General features: G+C 70.5%; 16 protein-coding genes. 12 read left to right on the forward strand and 4 right to left on the reverse strand.

Annotation, left to right across the window (positions count from 1 at the left end):
- The first annotated feature begins 164 nt into the window (after positions 1-164).
- The 6 genes from ACMW4R_RS17035 (at position 165) to ACMW4R_RS17060 (ending at position 6,430) form a co-directional block, all read left to right on the forward strand.
- The gene (locus tag ACMW4R_RS17035; protein WP_418300502.1) at positions 165-1,328 is read left to right on the forward strand and encodes a CaiB/BaiF CoA transferase family protein; all 1,164 of its coding nucleotides are present in this window, start codon (positions 165-167) and stop codon (positions 1,326-1,328) included.
- Positions 1,325-2,458, forward strand: coding sequence for an extracellular solute-binding protein (locus ACMW4R_RS17040; RefSeq protein WP_418300503.1), 1,134 nt, complete (start codon positions 1,325-1,327; stop codon positions 2,456-2,458). Before ACMW4R_RS17035 ends, ACMW4R_RS17040 begins: the two co-directional genes overlap by 4 nt.
- Positions 2,455-2,922: a MaoC family dehydratase gene (locus ACMW4R_RS17045; protein WP_418300504.1), complete on the forward strand. Its 468-nt coding sequence runs from the start codon at positions 2,455-2,457 to the stop codon at positions 2,920-2,922. Before ACMW4R_RS17040 ends, ACMW4R_RS17045 begins: the two co-directional genes overlap by 4 nt.
- A 53-nt stretch (positions 2,923-2,975) precedes the next feature.
- Positions 2,976-4,055: a LacI family DNA-binding transcriptional regulator gene (locus ACMW4R_RS17050; RefSeq protein ID WP_418300505.1), complete on the forward strand. Its 1,080-nt coding sequence runs from the start codon at positions 2,976-2,978 to the stop codon at positions 4,053-4,055.
- 99 nt (positions 4,056-4,154) lie between these two features.
- Complete coding sequence (locus tag ACMW4R_RS17055) at positions 4,155-5,132, forward strand: aldo/keto reductase (RefSeq protein ID WP_058597077.1); 978 nt, start codon at positions 4,155-4,157, stop codon at positions 5,130-5,132.
- Complete coding sequence (locus ACMW4R_RS17060; RefSeq protein ID WP_058630023.1) at positions 5,129-6,430, forward strand: L-fuconate dehydratase; 1,302 nt, start codon at positions 5,129-5,131, stop codon at positions 6,428-6,430. The genes ACMW4R_RS17055 and ACMW4R_RS17060 overlap by 4 nt, the downstream gene beginning before the upstream one ends.
- A gap of 3 nt (positions 6,431-6,433) precedes the next feature.
- Here ACMW4R_RS17060 and ACMW4R_RS17065 read toward each other — a convergent pair whose 3' ends face one another.
- A complete protein-coding gene (locus tag ACMW4R_RS17065; RefSeq protein WP_058597079.1) occupies positions 6,434-7,171 on the reverse strand; it encodes a FadR/GntR family transcriptional regulator in 738 nt (245 codons plus the stop codon).
- 122 nt (positions 7,172-7,293) lie between these two features.
- Between ACMW4R_RS17065 and ACMW4R_RS17070 the strand changes: the two genes are divergently transcribed.
- The 6 genes from ACMW4R_RS17070 (at position 7,294) to ACMW4R_RS17095 (ending at position 13,119) form a co-directional block, all read left to right on the forward strand.
- Positions 7,294-8,166 (forward strand): amidohydrolase family protein, encoded by an 873-nt coding sequence (locus ACMW4R_RS17070; RefSeq protein ID WP_058597080.1) that lies wholly within the window; start codon positions 7,294-7,296, stop codon positions 8,164-8,166.
- A gap of 202 nt (positions 8,167-8,368) precedes the next feature.
- On the forward strand, positions 8,369-9,685 hold the full coding sequence (locus ACMW4R_RS17075) for an ABC transporter substrate-binding protein (protein ID WP_058613395.1): 1,317 nt from the start codon (positions 8,369-8,371) through the stop codon (positions 9,683-9,685).
- A gap of 81 nt (positions 9,686-9,766) precedes the next feature.
- Complete coding sequence (locus ACMW4R_RS17080; RefSeq protein ID WP_058597082.1) at positions 9,767-10,744, forward strand: carbohydrate ABC transporter permease; 978 nt, start codon at positions 9,767-9,769, stop codon at positions 10,742-10,744.
- Positions 10,741-11,682 carry a carbohydrate ABC transporter permease gene (locus ACMW4R_RS17085; RefSeq protein WP_058597083.1) on the forward strand — a complete coding sequence of 314 codons (942 nt, stop codon included), beginning with the start codon at positions 10,741-10,743 and terminating at the stop codon, positions 11,680-11,682. Before ACMW4R_RS17080 ends, ACMW4R_RS17085 begins: the two co-directional genes overlap by 4 nt.
- 4 nt (positions 11,683-11,686) lie before the next feature.
- Positions 11,687-12,799 (forward strand): Gfo/Idh/MocA family protein, encoded by a 1,113-nt coding sequence (locus ACMW4R_RS17090; RefSeq protein ID WP_418300506.1) that lies wholly within the window; start codon positions 11,687-11,689, stop codon positions 12,797-12,799.
- Positions 12,796-13,119, forward strand: coding sequence for an L-rhamnose mutarotase (locus tag ACMW4R_RS17095; protein WP_013585670.1), 324 nt, complete (start codon positions 12,796-12,798; stop codon positions 13,117-13,119). Before ACMW4R_RS17090 ends, ACMW4R_RS17095 begins: the two co-directional genes overlap by 4 nt.
- Before the next feature lie 3 nt (positions 13,120-13,122).
- On the opposite strand, the gene ACMW4R_RS17100 is transcribed toward ACMW4R_RS17095, so the two are convergent.
- Genes ACMW4R_RS17100 through ACMW4R_RS17110 form a run of 3 tightly spaced genes read right to left on the reverse strand, consistent with a single transcriptional unit; the run spans position 13,123 to position 16,041 of the window.
- Complete coding sequence (locus ACMW4R_RS17100) at positions 13,123-14,241, reverse strand: FAD-dependent oxidoreductase (RefSeq protein ID WP_418300507.1); 1,119 nt, start codon at positions 14,239-14,241, stop codon at positions 13,123-13,125.
- Entirely contained in the window at positions 14,234-14,956 is a 723-nt protein-coding gene (locus ACMW4R_RS17105; RefSeq protein ID WP_418300508.1) for a methyltransferase domain-containing protein, read from the reverse strand. The genes ACMW4R_RS17100 and ACMW4R_RS17105 overlap by 8 nt, the downstream gene beginning before the upstream one ends.
- Positions 14,953-16,041 (reverse strand): type III polyketide synthase, encoded by a 1,089-nt coding sequence (locus ACMW4R_RS17110; RefSeq protein ID WP_418300509.1) that lies wholly within the window; start codon positions 16,039-16,041, stop codon positions 14,953-14,955. The genes ACMW4R_RS17105 and ACMW4R_RS17110 overlap by 4 nt, the downstream gene beginning before the upstream one ends.
- Between the last annotated feature and the right edge of the window lie 82 nt (positions 16,042-16,123).

Below are 16,123 nucleotides of genomic sequence, written 5' to 3' on the forward strand. Positions count from 1 at the left end.
ATGAATTCTCCGATCAATCATGCCTCACAAATCGTCATATGTCTCGGTTGCACCCGAAACCCCGCAGCGCTACGGTGAACAAACGATTGACCACGACGTCTCACGACGTTTTCTCCTCGACGCGAAGGCGCGCGATCCTCATGACACAGCAGATCATCAGACCCTTGGACGGTCTTCTCGTCCTCGACTTCAGTCAGTTCCTCGCCGGTCCGGTCGCGGCGCTCCGCCTCGCGGATCTCGGCGCGCGGGTCGTGAAGATCGAGCGCCCCGGCGTCGGCGACATCGGACGGACCCTCGCGTTCGCCGGTCGCTCGATCGACGGCGACACGGTGTCGTTCCACGCGATGAACCGCAACAAGGAGTCGGTCGCCGCCGACCTCAAGAACCCCGACGACCTCGAAGACGTCCGTCGGCTCGTCGCGCGCGCCGATGTCATGATCCAGAACTTCCGCCCGGGGGTGATGGAGCGCATCGGTCTCGACTACGCCTCGGTGAAAGAGATCAACCCCTCGATCGTCTACGCCAGCGCGAGCGGCTACGGCGACGAGGGTCCGTGGCGCGACCGTCCCGGTCAAGACCTGCTCGCCCAGGCGATCTCGGGGCTGCCGTGGCTGAGCGGCTCCCGGGAGGACGGCCCCGTGCCGCTCGGCCTCTCGATCGCCGACCACCTCCTCAGCTGCCACATCGCTCAGGGAGTGACCGCGCTGCTGGTCCGCCGCTTCCGCACGGGGCAGGGGGGACTCGTGCAGTCGAGCCTGCTGGAAGCCGTCCTCGACCTGCAGTTCGAGCTCCTCAGCACGAAGCTCAACGACGACACCATCCAGGTGCGGCGCCACGGCGAGCACTCGGCGCACGCCTTCCTCGCCGCCCCCTACGGCACGTACCCCACCCTCGACGGGTACCTCGCCCTCGCGATGAACCCGATCCCCGAACTCGGTCGCCTCCTCGACCTTCCCGAGCTCGCGGTCCTGACGGATCCGCGCGACGCCTGGGACCGCCAGGAAGAGATCGAGGCGCTCCTCGCGGCGCGCTTCGCCACGGGTTCCACGGCGCACTGGCTCGGCATCCTGGATGCCGCGGACGTCTGGTGTGCGCCGGTGCTGACGCTCGACGAGCTGCTGGCCTCGGACGGGTTCGCCGCGATCGACATGACGCAGGAGGTCGAGCGGCGCGGGACGAGGATCGCCACCACCCGGAGCCCGCTCCGGATCGACGGGCAGGTGCTGCGCAGCGAGAAGGCCGCGCCCCTGCTCGGGGAGGACGGCGCGCGCATCCGCGCGGAGTTCCTGTCGAGCGACGTCCGGGCGGAAGACGGGGCCCGCGCATGAGCGTCGAGCTGCGCGGCATCACGTGGGAGCACGAGCGCGGGTACGGCAGCGTCGCGGCGTCGGCTCGGGCGTACCGTGAGGTCGCTCCCGACGTCGAGGTGCGATGGGATCAGCGCTCGCTGCAGTCCTTCGCCGACCAGCCGCTCGAAGAGCTCGTGCGCGACTACGACCTTCTCGTGATCGATCACCCGCACATCCCCTTCGCGGCCGAGGAGGGCCTCTTCGCCCGCCTCGACGGCAGCGGTCACGACGACGAGCTCGCGCTGCTCGCCGCACAATCGGTCGGCTCGTCGCACGCGTCGTATGCGCACGCCGGAGGGCAGTGGGGCCTCGCGACGGATGCCGCGGCCCAGGTCGCGGCCTTCCGGCCCGACCTGCTTCCCGAGCCGCCCCGCGACTGGCCGGGCGTGCTCGCCCTCGCCGCGGAGGGGAGGGTGCTCTGGCCGTACAAGCCGGTCGACGCCTTCTCGAGCCTGATCACGGTCGCCGCCGGCAACGGCGAGGATGCGATGCGGACTCCTGGCGTGTTCCTCTCCGCGGACGCTCTCGCGGAGTCGATGCACACTCTCCGTGCCCTCGCCCGGGCCGTGCCTGCGGAGTGCGCGACGTGGAACCCCATCCAGACCGCCGACGCGCTCAGCGAGGGCACGCGGTACTGCTACGCCCCGCTGCTGTTCGGCTACTCGAACTACAGCCGCCCGGGCTTCCGCGCGCACCGTCTGCGGTACGTCGACATCCCGGCATCCCGTCGTGGGGTGCGCGGGTCGCTGCTGGGCGGGGCCGGCATCGCCGTCTCGTCGCGGTCGCGCCACACCGCCGAGGCGATCGCCCACGCCTTCTGGCTCGCCTCGGCCGAGGTGCAGTCGGGCGTCTACTACGACGCCGGCGGGCAACCGGGCAACGCGGTCGCGTGGGACGACGACCGCACGAACGCCGACAGCCTCGACTTCTTCCGCGGAACCCGCGCGACGCTCGAGGGGGCGTACGTGCGACCGCGGTGGTCCCGTTACATCGAGCTGCAGAACGCCCTGTCGCCCCTCGTGACGGCGGCCCTGCGCGACGAGCTGACCGACGACGAGCTGCGCGCGCGCCTGGACGCCGGCGTCCGCGCCACCGAGGGGGACCGATGAGGATGATGGACCGCTGGTACGAGGACCACGTCGTCGGAGAAGCGCGCGAGACGGTGGGGCGCACCATCACCGAGGCCGACATCGTCCTGCACGCCGGCCAGACCGGGGACTTCTTCCCCCATCACATGGATGCCGAGTGGATGGCGACGCAACCCGCCGGGCAGCGCATCGCCCACGGCACGCTCGTCCTCTCGGTCGCGGTCGGCATGACCGCCGGCGACATCAACCCGCAGTCCATGAGCTACGGGTACGACCGGATCCGCTTCATCCGCCCCGTGTTCATCGGCGACACGATCCGCGTCACGGCCGAGATCACCGCCCTGCGCCCCCACGCCAGGACCCCGGATGCCACCGGCTACGTCGACGAACTCGTCACCGTGCGCAACCAGCACGGCGACACCGTCATGGTGCTCACGCACGTGTACCTCGTCAACCGCCGTCCCGCGGGGGAGCGCGACGTGTGACGCGGGGGTGGGCTCGCGGCATCCCTACCTCTCGCCATCCCTACACTGGGCGGATGGTCAGGCTGAGCGACGTCGCCGCGCGCGCCGGGGTGTCGGTCTCGGCCGTCTCCCGCGTCCTCAGCGATGCACCGAACACCCGCGTGAGCGAGAGCACGCGACGGCGGATCCAAGAGGCGGCGGCCGAACTCGGGTATCGCCCGAACTTCGCGGCGCGCGCGCTCAAGTCCGCGCGCACCCACGTCGTCGGTCTCGTCGTGCCCGACGTGACGAACGCCGTCTTCACCGAGCTGCTGCACGGCGTCGAAGACGAGGCGTACCGCCTCGGCTACGTCGTCCTCCTGGCGCGGGCGGACGGTCTGCCCGAGGGCGTCGACATCATCGGACGACTGATCGGCGAGGGCCGCGTCGATGGGCTGATCGTGCAGACCGGCGACGCCATGCCCGACAGCGACATCAACCGCCTGATCGCGGGGCGGATGCCCGTCGTGTTCGTCAACTCGATCCATCCCGAGGGTGCGGGGTCGGTCGTCCTGGACGACGAGCGCGGCGCGGCTGTCGCCGTCGACCACCTCGTGGGGCTCGGGCACCGCCGCATCGCGCTCATCAGCGGCCTGGCCTCGTCCGATACAGCGCGCCGGCGCGAGGGCGGATTCCGTGCCGCGATGGAGCGCGCGGGGCTCGAGGTCGGCGAACGCGATGTCACGCGCCTCGGATACGAACCCGCGCGGGGCGCGGAGGCGTTGACCCTCCTGTGGGCCGGCGAGGAGCGGGCCGGCGAGGAGCGGGCCGGCGAGGAGCGGGCCGGCGAGGAGCGGGCACGGGAGGAGCGACCGACCGCCGTCGTGGTGGCGAACGTCAACGCCGCGTACGGCGCGCTCGCCGCGGCGCGGCGCCTCGGGCTGAGCGTCCCCGAGGACCTGTCGGTGGTGGCGATCCACGACGCGTGGACGGCCGAGCACACGTGGCCACCCCTCACGACGGTCCGGATGCCGCTGCGCGAGGTGGGAGCGACGGCGCTGCGAGCGGTGGTTGAGAACCTCGCGTCGGGGGCTCGCGCGGACGTCGTGGTGACCGACCCGGCCCCGAACCTCGTGGAGCGGGCGTCGACGGCGGAGCCCCGCGAAAAGAACTGATCTATTCCGTCGATTCCTCGTCGATGTGTGGCTCTGAGCCCTCGATTCCTCCTAGTCATCTGATGAATGTGATGTAGGCTGGGGGAAAAGGAGGCGACCATGCGCACTCGTGCATTGCGGCACGGAACACTGCTCACCGAGATCGGCCTCGGCGCGGCTCAACTCGGGAACCTGTATCGCGAGACGACCGAGGCAGAGGTCGACGAGTCGGTCGACACCGCGTGGGACGGGGGTGTCCGGTACTTCGACACCGCCCCCCACTACGGGCTCGGTCTCTCGGAGCGACGCCTCGGCGCGCGCCTCGCGAGCCGCCCGCGCGACGAGTTCGTGATCTCCACCAAGGTCGGTCGGGTGCTCGAGCCGAGCCCCGAGACCGCGCACCTCCGCGACGACGACGGGTTCGACGTGCCGCGCGACGTCGTCCGCCGGTGGGACTTCAGCCGTGACGGCATCCTGCGCTCGGTCGAGGACTCCCTCCGGCGCACGGGTCTCGACCGATTCGACATCCTCTACCTGCACGACCCGGACGATCACTTCGCCCAGGCGTCCACCGAGGGCATCGGCGCGCTCATCGAGCTGCGCGAGCAGGGGGTCGTCTCGGCCGTCGGCGCCGGGATGAACGCGGCCGACCCGCTCGCCGAGCTCATCCGACGCGCCGACATCGACGTCGTGATGTGTGCGGGGCGTTACACGCTCCTCGACGACTCCGCCGCCGCGGAACTCCTTCCGCTCGCCCAGGAGCGCGGGGTCGGTGTGGTCGCCGCCGGGGTCTTCAACTCCGGGCTGCTGAGCGCGCCCCGTCCGCCCGCGGACGCCACCTACGACTACCAGCCCGCGCCGCCGGAGCTCATCGCGCGGGCGAACGCGATCGCCGACATCAGCGAGCGCCACGGGGTGACCCTGCCCGACGTCGCCGTGGCCTTCGCCCTGCGGCATCCCGCGGTCGTGTCCGTCGTTCTCGGCGCGCGAGGACGCCGCCAGGTGACCCAGAACCTCGATCGCGCCGCCACCCCCATCCCCGACGACCTCTGGCGCGACCTCGCCGAGGCAGACCTCATCTCCAAGGAAGACGCATGACCACGATCACCGCCGTCACCGCGCACGACGTGCGCTTTCCGACCTCGCTCAGCATGGACGGGTCGGATGCCATGAACAAGGACGGCGACTACTCCGCCGCCTATGTGGTGGTGCACACCGACGACCCCGAGCTGAAGGGGTACGGCTTCACGTTCACCATCGGACGCGGCAACGACCTGTGCGTGGAGGCGGCGCGTCAGCGTGGACTGCCCCTCGTCGGACGCTCGGTCGAAGATGCCGTCGCCGACCTCGGGGGCGTCTACCGCGAACTCGCCTCCGACTCGCAGCTGCGCTGGCTCGGTCCCGAGAAGGGCGTCGTCCACCTCGGCATGGCCGCGGTCATGAACGCCATGTGGGATCTCGCCGCACGGGTCGCCCAGAAGCCCCTCTGGCGCCTGCTGGCCGACATGACCCCGGAGCAGCTCGTCGACGTCGCCGACATGCGCTACCTGTCGGACGCCCTCACGCGCGAGGAGGCCATCGGCATCCTGACCGAGCTCGCTCCCACGCGCGCCGCGCGCATCGCCGAGCTCGAGGGCCGCGGCGGCTACCCCTGCTACACCACGAGTGCCGGCTGGCTCGGGTACAGCGACGACAAGTTGCGGCGTCTGCTGCAGGAGGCCGTCGACGAGGGGTACCGCCACGTCAAGCTCAAGGTCGGCGCGAGCCTCGACGACGACATCCGGCGTCTGCGCATCGCGCGAGAGGTGATCGGGTGGGATGCCAACCTGATGATCGACGCGAACCAGGTCTGGGACGTCCCCGAGGCGATCGAGTGGATGAGCCACCTCGCCGAGTTCAAGCCGCTGTGGATCGAAGAGCCCACGAGCCCCGACGACGTTCTCGGGCACGCCGCGGTGCGCAAGGCCGTCGCCCCGATCGGGGTCGCGACCGGCGAGCACGGGATGAACCGGGTGCTGTTCAAGCAGATGTTCCAGGCCGAGGCGATCGACTTCTGCCAGCTCGACTCCGCCCGCCTCGCGAGCGTCAACGAGATCATCGCGGTCTACCTGATGGCGGCGAAGTTCGGAGTGCCGGTGTGCCCGCACGCCGGCGGCGTCGGTCTGTGCGAGCTCGTGCAGCACCTGTCGATCTTCGACTTCGTGTGCGTGTCCGGGACGCTCGAGAACCGTGTCACCGAGTTCGTCGACCACCTGCACGAGCATTTCGTCGACCCGTGCATCGTCGAGAACGGCGCGTACGTGCTCCCCTCGCTGCCCGGTTACAGCGCCGAGATGTACGACGCGTCTCTCGCCGAGTACACCTTCCCCGAGGGAACGTACTGGGCGAGCCGGTGACGGCTACTGGGCTTCGGGGTCTTCGTCCGCGTGTGCGGCGCTGAACTCCTCGACGCCCAGGAGGTGCACCTGCATGCGGATGCGAGCCCGGGCGGGATCCCGACGGACGAGTTCGTCGAGGATCGCCCGGTGCTCGGCCTGCGTCTCGCGCACCGACCCGCGGTGCGTGATGGCGCGCCAGAGTCGCGCGCGGAACGTGCGTCCCACGAGCGTGTCGATGATGGCGGCCAGCGCGGGATTGCCGCTCGCGCGGGCGATGATGCGGTGGAACTCGGTGTCGGCGTCGATGAAGCCCTCGAGGTCCATGTCGGGCTCGTTCTCGAGGATCGTGTCGACGACCCCGAGCGTCCGGTCGAGCTGCTGCAGCTCCTCGTCGGTGAGACGCGTGGCGGCGAGCGAGACGGTCTCGGCCTCGAGCATGCGTCGCACGGCCAGCAGGTCGGCGGCGTGGGCGGGCTGCTGGAGATCGGCGAGGAAGCCGAGCGGGCTCAGCAGGGTGCGGGGGTCGAGCGCCGTCACGTACGTGCCGTCGCCCTGTCGCGTCTCGAGTACTCCGAGCGTCGCGAGCGCCCGGACGCCCTCGCGCAGCGAGCCGCGCGAGACGCCGAGTTGCGCCGCCAGGTCTTTCTCGATCGGCAGGCGCGACCCGGGACCGAGCTCCCCTCGCGTCAGCATCGTCTTGATGCCGTCGATGACCACGTCCGTCTGGGAACGCGGTGCGGAGACGAAGTCGTCGGTCATGGCGGTCAGTCTACGGACTGGAAGGATTCATCGGAGGAATTCCGCCGATTCCGCTCGAAACGCCCCCGTCGGTGGCGAAAACCTCCGATGATGATTGTCCGAACCCGCCCGAGGAGGCACGCATGACCTTTCCCGTGATCGACGCCCATCAGCACGTGTGGGACCCGTCCCGCGCCGAGTACGACTGGCTGACGCCGGATGCCGCCCCGATCGACGGGGTCATGACGTTCGCCGACGTCGCTCCCGAGCTGCGCGCGGCCGGCGTCGACTTCACCGTGCAGGTGCAGTCCGCCGACAACCCGGAGGACACGCAACTGATGCGCGAGTCCGCCGCCGCTCACCCCGAGGTGGCCGGCATCGTCGGGTACGCCCCGCTCGAGGATCCCGAGCGGACGGAGCGCACCCTCGCGTCGTGGGAGGGTGACCCGCTCATGGTGGGTGTGCGCACCCTCATCCACAACCAGCCCGACCCCGACTGGCTGCTGCGCCCGGAGGTCGACGCCTCGCTCGGGCTCCTCGAGGAGCGCGGCCTCCCGTTCGACGTGGTCGCGGTGTTGCCGCGCCACGTCGAGATCGTCCCACTGGTCGCCGCTCGCCATCCCCGCCTGCGGATGGTGATCGACCACCTCGCGAAGCCGCCGATCGGCGTGAGCGACGGGGCGGAGTGGGGTCGTCTGATGAGTGCCGCCGCGGAGAACGCGAACGTGTACGCCAAGGTGAGTGGACTGTACTCGGCGACGGGCGACAGCTCGGCGTGGACGACCGACCAGATCCGCCCGTTCGTGGACAGGGCTCTCGAGATGTTCGGGCCCCAGCGCCTGATGTACGGCGGGGACTGGCCGATCTCCGTGCTTTCCGGCGGATACACGCGCGTGTGGAACGGTTTGCGACCCCTGTTCGACGAGTTCGACGCCGACGCCCGCGAGCGGGTCCTGGGGCGCACGGCGGCAGAGTTCTACCGCCTCGACGCGGGTCGACTCGGCCTTTCCGGCTGAAGTCGATCAGAATCGGCAAAAAATCGTGGAAACAACAATTCATCTGATGTATCGTCGGACCTAAGCCTGAGGCTGTGGGATCAGACGAGCAAGCAAACGTTTGATCAAATACGTGCCGCGGGATAACGTTTGACCAATTCGCTCGGGTCGTCACAGCTCCCGATCAACTGGGCGAAGCGGCAGCTCACACAAAGGAGTGTCAATGAAGACAACACGCATCCTCGCGGCCGGGGCGGCGCTCGCCGTCGCCGCGCTCACGCTCGCCGGATGTTCCGGCGATGCCACGGGCGGGACGGCGTCGCAGGCGCAGACCGACTCGGGCGGAAAGATCACCGTCTGGGTCGACCCGCCCCGCGTGCCCGCCGCCGAGGCATTCCAGAAGGCGTACCCCGACATCCCGATCGACGTCGTGCAGATCGACGGCACGGTGGGCGGCAAGACGGTGAAGCAGTCGTTCGCCAACTTCGACGCCGCCGGGTCCGGCTGGCCCGACGCGATCTTCTTCCCCTCGAACGACGACATCGCCTGGGCGACGAACTCGACCAGCAACTACGCGGCCGACCTCACCGATCTGATGGCCGACACGATCTCGGGCTACGACCCCGCCGTGCTGTCGTTCTGCAACATCGACGGCAAGATCCGGTGCCTGCGCAACGACGCGGCACCCGACGTGTTCTGGTACAACAAGGCCTTCTTCGACGAGAACGGCTACACGCTGCCCACGACGTGGGAGGAGTACGGCGACCTCGCGGTCAAGATCGCCACCGAGCACCCCGGCAAGATCAGCGGCTTCCTCGGCGACGCCTACGCGATCAACCGCTACCTGCAGGCCTCGGGTTGCCCGACGAACGACCGCGTGTCCGAGAGCGAGGCGCACATCGACCTCTCCGACTCGACCTGCACCCGGGCGACCGATCTGCTCGACAAGATGTACAAGGGCAAGGCGCTCAGCACCCAGGGCATCTTCGACGGCGACGCGGCGACCGAGGGCCAGAACCTCGTGATGAGCCCCGGAGCGGCGTGGTGGGGCAACTACCTCTTCCGCGACACCTGGAAGATCCCGGCCGGCCAGATGACCGCGGCGGCTCCGCTGCCCTGGAAGGGCGACTCGAAGCCGTCGACCGGTAACGAGGGCGGTGGCCTCTGGGGCGCCTCGTCGCACATCACGGGCAAGGAGCTCGAGAACACGCTGACGTTCATGAAGTTCGTCGCGACCGACCCGCGCTGGCAGGTCGACCTCTCCACGGGCCTTCCCGGCTACGGCCCCGTCCAGGACGCGTGGCTCGCCAAGCTCGAGGCCGACAAGTACTTCGCCGACGTGCCCACGACGCAGGCGTCGTTCAAGACCGCCCTGGGTGAGGTGCAGCCGTACTCGTACATGCTGTACGACACCGGCTCGGTCTGGACCGAGACGGTCAGCCCCACGCTGATCTCGGGCGGCAGCATCCCGGACGCGATCACCAAGTTCGGCGACGAGCTGGTGAACCAGGCCAAGTCGGTCGGCTACACCGTTCAGTGACCCCGCGGCCAGGGCGCCGGTGAGAACCGGCGCCCTGGCCCCCTGTCTTCCCCCGGAAGTCGATTCCCCAGGAAAGAAGTCATGACCGTCACCGCCACAGAAACGCTCACCACAGCCGAGCGACGCGGGGCTCTGCCCCGCCGCACCTCGGGGCGTCGGCGCGCTCCCCACCGTGTCGAGGCCCGCGGGGCCTGGATCCTCATGGCGCCGTACGCGGCGCTGTTCCTCGTCGCCGCCGCCATCCCCATCTGCTACGCGTTCTGGATCTCGCTCCAGAAGGCGCCGACCATGGTCAACCCGAAGTCCGGGTTCGGCGGCCTGGACGCCTACATCACCGCCGTCACCGACTTCCGGTTCTTCGACACGTTCATCAACATCTTCACGGTCATGATCGTGTGGCTGCCGCTGATGATCGTGGGCATCGTCGGTCTCGCGCTGCTCGTGCACGCGAGCCCCGGGCGCTTCGGCGGCGCGATGCGCTTCGTGTACTTCCTGCCCGGCGCCCTCGCCGGCATCGCCAACTTCGTGCTGTGGGTCTACCTGCTGAACCCCTCGATCTCGCCGATCGCGTTCCTCTGGCAGGGCCTGGGAGTCAACAACCTCAAAGAGGTCACGACGACCGAGAACCTTCCCTGGATCCTCACCGCCATGCTGTTCTTCCAGGGCGTCGGAACGTGGATCGTCATCGTCAACGGGGGCCTGAACGGCATCGCCGAAGAGGTCTTCGAGGCGGCCAAGATCGACGGGGCCAACTCGTGGCAGCTCGCGTGGAGCATCAAGCTCCCGCTCATCCGCCCCTGGATCGGCTACGCCGCGCTGATGAACCTCGCCTACGGCTTCCAGCTGTTCCTCGAGCCCTACCTGCTGCGGCAGATCTCGTCGGGATCGGTGGATGCCGAGTGGGCGCCGACGCAGCTGGGTTACGCGTTCGCCTTCACCAACCGCAACTTCCCGGCCGCCGCGGCGATGTCGATCATCCTGCTGGTGATCACGCTCGCGATCGGCATGTTCATCGTGTTCAAGAGCGGCCTGTTCGGCGAAGAGGAGAAGTCCAAGTGAGCGTCGCGACCCGCACTCCGTCCGGCAACAAGGCCCCGTCGACGCGCTGGAGCGTCGGTCGGGTGTCGCGCATCACGGTGATGCTCGTCGTCGCCGCGATGTTCGTGATCCCGATCGTCGGCTTCATCGCGATGGCCTTCCGCGACCAGGACAACGTCGCCGCCGGAAGCGACGGCTTCCTCGGGCTCGGCGGCCTCTCCTGGGATCACGCGGTCTACAGCTGGTCGCAGATCACCGGCTTCGGCCCCTCGGGGGGCGGACTCTTCCAGCGGTGGATCCTCAACTCCCTGATCCTCGCTGTGGCGGGCGGCATCCTGGCTCTGGTCGCCGCTCTCCCCGCGGGCTACGCGCTCGCCCGACTGCGGTTCCGGTGGCGCAAGGCGTGGCTGTTCGCGACGCTGCTGGCGATGGTCATGCCCAACACGGTCCTGGTCATCCCGCTCTTCCTCGAGGTCAACGCGATCGGCGCCGTGGGGCAGCTCTGGCCCGTGGCGGTCATCATGGGCTTCTTCCCGTTCGGGGTGTACCTCAGCTACATCCACTTCATGACGACCATGCCGCCCGAGCTCGTGGAGGCCGCGCGGATCGACGGACTGGGGGAGCTGGCGATCTTCTTCAAGATCGGCCTGCCGATCTCGAAGCAGGCGATCGCGCTCGTGGCGTTCTTCTCCTTCGTGGCCAACTGGACGAACTTCTTCCTGCCGCTGGCGCTGCTGACCTCGAACCAGCAGAACAAGACGATCTCGATCGGCATCCAGGAGCTCATCGGCGCGAGCCCGCTGTTCAACGCGACCGTGGCCGCGGGGCTCGACGTCAAGCTCTACATGCCGCAGCTGGCGCTCGCGACGGTCATCTCGATGATCCCGCTGCTCATCGTGTTCATCGGGGCGCAGCGCTTCCTCGTGCGCGGGCAGACCGTCGGCGCGGTCAAGGGCTGAGCGCGTGAGCGACCAACCCGAGCGGCATCCCGCCCCGTCGTACACCGTGCGCGCGGTGGAGGACCCGCGTCCCATCGTGATCATCGGCACCGGCGGGATCGTGAAAGACGCCCACCTCCCCGCGTACCGGAAGGCGGGGTTCCCCGTCTGGGGCCTGGTGAACCGCACGGTCGAGCGCGCCCGGGCGCTCGCCGACGGGTACGGCATCGCCCACGTCTTCGGAACGGTCGCCGAGGCGGTGGCCGCGGCGCCCGCCGACGCCGTGTACGACATCGCGCTCATGCCCGAGCAGTACCTCGACGCCCTCGAGGCGCTGCCCGACGGGGCCGCGGTTCTGATCCAGAAGCCGCTCGGACACTCGCTCGCCGAGGGGGTGGCCCTGCGGGACGTCTGTCGACGGAAGGGGCTCGTCGCCGCGGTCAACACGCAGCTGCGCTTCGCCCCCTACATCGCCGAGGCGCGCCGTCTCATCGCGGAGGGGGCCATCGGCGAGGTGTACGACATGCAGGTGCGGGTGGCGGTGGACACCCCGTGGCATCTCTTCCCGCACGTGTTCGGGCTAGACCGCCTCGAGATCACGATGCACAGCGTCCACTACCTCGATCTCGTGCGCTCGTTCTTCGGCGACCCCGACGCGGTCAGCGCGGTGACCGTCCGGCATCCCGAGAAGCCCGAGATCGCGACCACGCGCTCGACGATCCTGATGCGTTACCGGGATCGCCCCCTGCGGGTCACCGTCAGCACGAATCACGACCACGCCTTCGGACCGGGGCACGAGGAGAGCTTCGTGCAGTGGGAGGGCACGCGCGGGGCGATCCGCGCGCAGATGGGCCTCCTGCTCGACTACCCGGACGGCGGTCCCGATTCGCTCGAGATGGTGCTGCTCGACGAGAAGGATGCCGGGTGGCAGCCCGTCCCCTTCGAGGGGTCGTGGTTCCCCGACGCCTTCATCGGCTCGATGGGTGCCGTGCAGCGCTTCGTCGAGGGGTCGGTGCCGACGCTGCCGACCGCGGTCGACGACGTGCTGCACACCATGGCGGTCGTCGAGGCCGCCTACGCTTCCGCAGACCGAGAGGGCGTCCCCGTGGCCGTCCCCGACCCCCAGGAGAACTCGTGAGAAGGTTCGCGTCCGTCATCGGCGTCTCGCCCGAGAACCGCGAGGAGTACGAGCGGTACCACGCCGCCGTCTGGCCCGGCGTGCTCGAGCAGATCACGCGGAGCAACATCCGCAACTACTCGATCTACCGCTACGGCGAGCTGCTCTTCGCGTACTACGAATACGTCGGCGACGACTACGAGGCCGACATGGCGGCCATGGCGGCCGACCCCGAGACGCAGCGCTGGTGGTCGGTGCAAGAACCCCTGCAGAGCCCCGTGCCCGACCGGCGCGAAGGCGAGTGGTGGCACGAGCTCCCCGAGATCTTCCATCTCGACTGACCGCTAGCTGCGGGCGGCCCGATCCATCTGCATCGCGTACGCGCGGGTGAAGGCGGCGCCGCCCGGTCCGCGCAGGACCGTGCGCAGCGCCGCCGTCTTGGCCGCGTGCGCGCCCGGGCCGAGCGCTCGCCCGAGGAACGTGTTGAGCGCGGCCAAGCGGGCCGCGTGCCTCGCCGACGCGAGACGATCGCGCTCCCAGCGGGCGAGCCCGTCCGGTGCGTCCGTCCGCAGCCAGCGCGAGAGCAGCGGCGCGAGGGTCAGCGCGTCGAGCAGCCCGAGGTTCATGCCCTGACCGCCGATCGGGCTGACCTCGTGCGCCGCGTCGCCGACGACGATCACCCGGCCCCGCCGGAGCGCGGGAGCCACGGCGCGGCGGACCCGGAAGGTCGTCGCCGCGGGGATGTCGACGTCGAGCCCGGCGCGGTCGGTGACGGCGCGGCGGAGGAAGGCCGTGGCATCCGGGATCTCGTCGGTGCCCGCCCAGGCCACGAGACGACGGTGACCGTCGGGAAGCGGGAACGACTCGAGCACGCCCGCGCGTTCGAGGTGGACGCGCGCGACGGGACCGCCGGGAGCGACGACGTCGGCCATCGCGTACCGGTCGGGGTACTCATGCGTGCGCACGGCGCCGGGGCGGTAGACGAGCTCTCTCCCCGCCCACCCGGATGCCACGACGACGAACCGGGCCCGGATCTCCTCGTCGCCGTGCGGGCCGACGACTCGCGCGCGGACCGACGCGCCGTCGTCGATCAGCGCCGTGACGGCGACCCCGCGCCGGACCGGCGGAGCGAGCCGGGTGAGGACGTCGACCGTGTCGGCCTGCGGGAGCGCGGCGACGTACGGGTGCCGCGCGCGCAGCCGGTCGAAGCGGATCTCGGCCAGCCGCCGCCCGTCGGCGCGCGCCTCGCCGCGTTCGATGCGCACCGCGCGCGCGAGCAGGTCGTCCGTCGCGCCGGAAGCCTCGAGATGCGTGAGGGCGGGGGAGTGGATGCCGATGGCCCGCGTTCCCCCGCCGATCGCCGTCCGCTTCTCGACGACGTCGACCTCGACCGCCCGCGCGCGCAGGTCGGCGGCGAGGGCGAGACCGACCGGGCCCGCCCCGACGACGAGGACCTCAGGCATCCGCGCGTCCTTTCGCGACGGCGAGCACCCGGAAGGGCGCGGGGGTCTCGACGTGCCACGGCGAGCCGAGGGCCTCGGCCAGCTCGGGCGCGCGGTGGCTGCGGCGGATGGAGCGGAGCCCGTCGACGCGGAGGAAGGTTCCCGCCGACAGGGGGGCGATGCCCACGGCGTACAGCGCGTAGGCGAGGCGGCCGCGGGCGATGTCGGCGTGCAGCACGGGTCCGCGCGACAGTGTGAGCGAGTCGTCGGCGAACCGCTGCAGTGCCCCGGCGTCGAGATGGTGCAGGACGTGGTTCGACAGCACGAGGTCGAAGCGCTCGCCGGCGTCGATCAGCGCGCGCGACCCCTGGGCGACGAAGCGGACCCCGGGGCGTTCCCTCTCGCGTGCCGCCTCGAGCGCCCGGGGATCGGGGTCGGCCCCCACCCACTCGACGTCGAGGCCGTCGCGCGCGGCGAGCGTCGCGAGGCGAACCACCACGTCGCCGCCGCCGCACCCGAGGTCGAGCACGCGGGCGGGGCGGCCGAGCGCGCGCAGCTCGGGGCGAACGCGCGAGCGGTACACGTGACCCCACGCCGACACGAGCCGGTTCACGAGGCCGAACCGGCGGTACGTCGCGGCGAGGGCGCGGGGGTCGCAGTCGGGGTCGTCCATCAGCTCGGTGAGGGCGGTGTCGCGCTCGGCGAGCCCTCGCCACGCTCCCCGTGCGCGGGTCACGGCCGCCGCAGCGTCAGGCGCGCCGCCTCCACCGTGAGTCCCGGGCCGAAGGCCAGCGCGGCCACGCGGTCGCCGTCGTCGCGGGAGGGGTCGGCGAGGAGGTCGCGCAGGATGAACAGCAGGGTCGCGCTCGACATGTTGCCGTGCGCGCGCAGGACCGCCCGCGAGGGCGCGAGGGCGCTGGCATCCAGATCCAGCGCGGTCTCGACGCGGTCGAGGATGCTGCGACCCCCGGGATGAACGGCCCACGCGTCGATCCCGTCGAGGTCGCCGATCACGTCGGCGGCGATGCCGACGATCTCTCGGCCGATGATGCGCGGGACCTCGGGGGTCAGCGTCATCTCGAAGCCCGAGTCGCCGACGGTCCACGCCATGTCTCGTTCGCCTTCGCCCGTGAGGTGGGTGGCGAAGCCGTCGAGGTCGAAGCCCTCGTGCCCGGGATCTTCGGATGCCACGACCGCCGCCGCGGCACCGTCGGCGAACACCGAGGCGGCGACGATCTGATCGGGGTGCGACGAGGTCTGCCAGTGCAGCGAGCACAGCTCGGCGCACGCCACCAGCACGACGGCGTCGGCGTCGGCGGCGACGATGCGCGCGGCCAGGCGCAGCGCGGGGATCGCCGCGGCGCACCCGATGAATCCGAGGTGGTAACGCTCGACCGTGGTCGCGAGACCCAGGTCGCGGACGAGCCGGTAGTCGGGGCCGGGCGCGAACATCCCGGTGCACGAGACGGTCACGACGTGGGTGATGGCATCCGGCGTTCGTCCCGACCCGGCGATCGCGGCGCGCGAGGCCTGAGCGAACAGAGGGGGAGCGGCGCGGCGGTACTCGTCGTTGCGGGCGCCCGTCGGCGGCATGAGGAGGGTGTCGCCGTCGCGGACGCCGAGGGCTCCGCCGCCCTCGCCGGCGAGCTGGGGGAGGACGACGTGCCGCGTGTCGATCGCCGCCGCGTCGAAGGCGGCGCCGACCAGCCGCTGCGCTTTCCGGTCGAACCCGGGCTGGGCCGCGAAGAGGTCGCGGAGCGTGGCCTGGTCGACGCGCGTCTCGGGCAGGGCCGTGCCGATCGAGAGGATGCGCGCGGTCATGCCTCACTGTAGACACGCTTTCCCGGGTCGGCTGCGGGGATGGCGCGGGTGTCGCCCGCCGTCTATGGTGCGGCGCCCGTCG

This window comes from Microbacterium sp. S1037 (assembly GCF_048381605.1).
GTDB classification, from domain to species: domain Bacteria; phylum Actinomycetota; class Actinomycetes; order Actinomycetales; family Microbacteriaceae; genus Microbacterium; species Microbacterium testaceum_B.

What these genes read in the sequence shown, in the direction of transcription:
- ACMW4R_RS17040 (WP_418300503.1), top strand. Translation starts at nt 1,325, where the DNA reads ATGAGCGTCGAGCTGCGCGGCATCACGTGGGAGCACGAGCGCGGGTAC.
- ACMW4R_RS17045 (WP_418300504.1), top strand. Translation starts at nt 2,455, where the DNA reads ATGAGGATGATGGACCGCTGGTACGAGGACCACGTCGTCGGAGAAGCG.
- ACMW4R_RS17050 (WP_418300505.1), top strand. Translation starts at nt 2,976, where the DNA reads ATGGTCAGGCTGAGCGACGTCGCCGCGCGCGCCGGGGTGTCGGTCTCG.
- ACMW4R_RS17055 (WP_058597077.1), top strand. Translation starts at nt 4,155, where the DNA reads ATGCGCACTCGTGCATTGCGGCACGGAACACTGCTCACCGAGATCGGC.
- ACMW4R_RS17060 (WP_058630023.1), top strand. Translation starts at nt 5,129, where the DNA reads ATGACCACGATCACCGCCGTCACCGCGCACGACGTGCGCTTTCCGACC.
- ACMW4R_RS17065 (WP_058597079.1), bottom strand. Translation starts at nt 7,171, where the DNA reads ATGACCGACGACTTCGTCTCCGCACCGCGTTCCCAGACGGACGTGGTC.
- ACMW4R_RS17070 (WP_058597080.1), top strand. Translation starts at nt 7,294, where the DNA reads ATGACCTTTCCCGTGATCGACGCCCATCAGCACGTGTGGGACCCGTCC.
- ACMW4R_RS17075 (WP_058613395.1), top strand. Translation starts at nt 8,369, where the DNA reads ATGAAGACAACACGCATCCTCGCGGCCGGGGCGGCGCTCGCCGTCGCC.
- ACMW4R_RS17080 (WP_058597082.1), top strand. Translation starts at nt 9,767, where the DNA reads ATGACCGTCACCGCCACAGAAACGCTCACCACAGCCGAGCGACGCGGG.
- ACMW4R_RS17100 (WP_418300507.1), bottom strand. Translation starts at nt 14,241, where the DNA reads ATGCCTGAGGTCCTCGTCGTCGGGGCGGGCCCGGTCGGTCTCGCCCTC.
- ACMW4R_RS17110 (WP_418300509.1), bottom strand. Translation starts at nt 16,041, where the DNA reads ATGACCGCGCGCATCCTCTCGATCGGCACGGCCCTGCCCGAGACGCGC.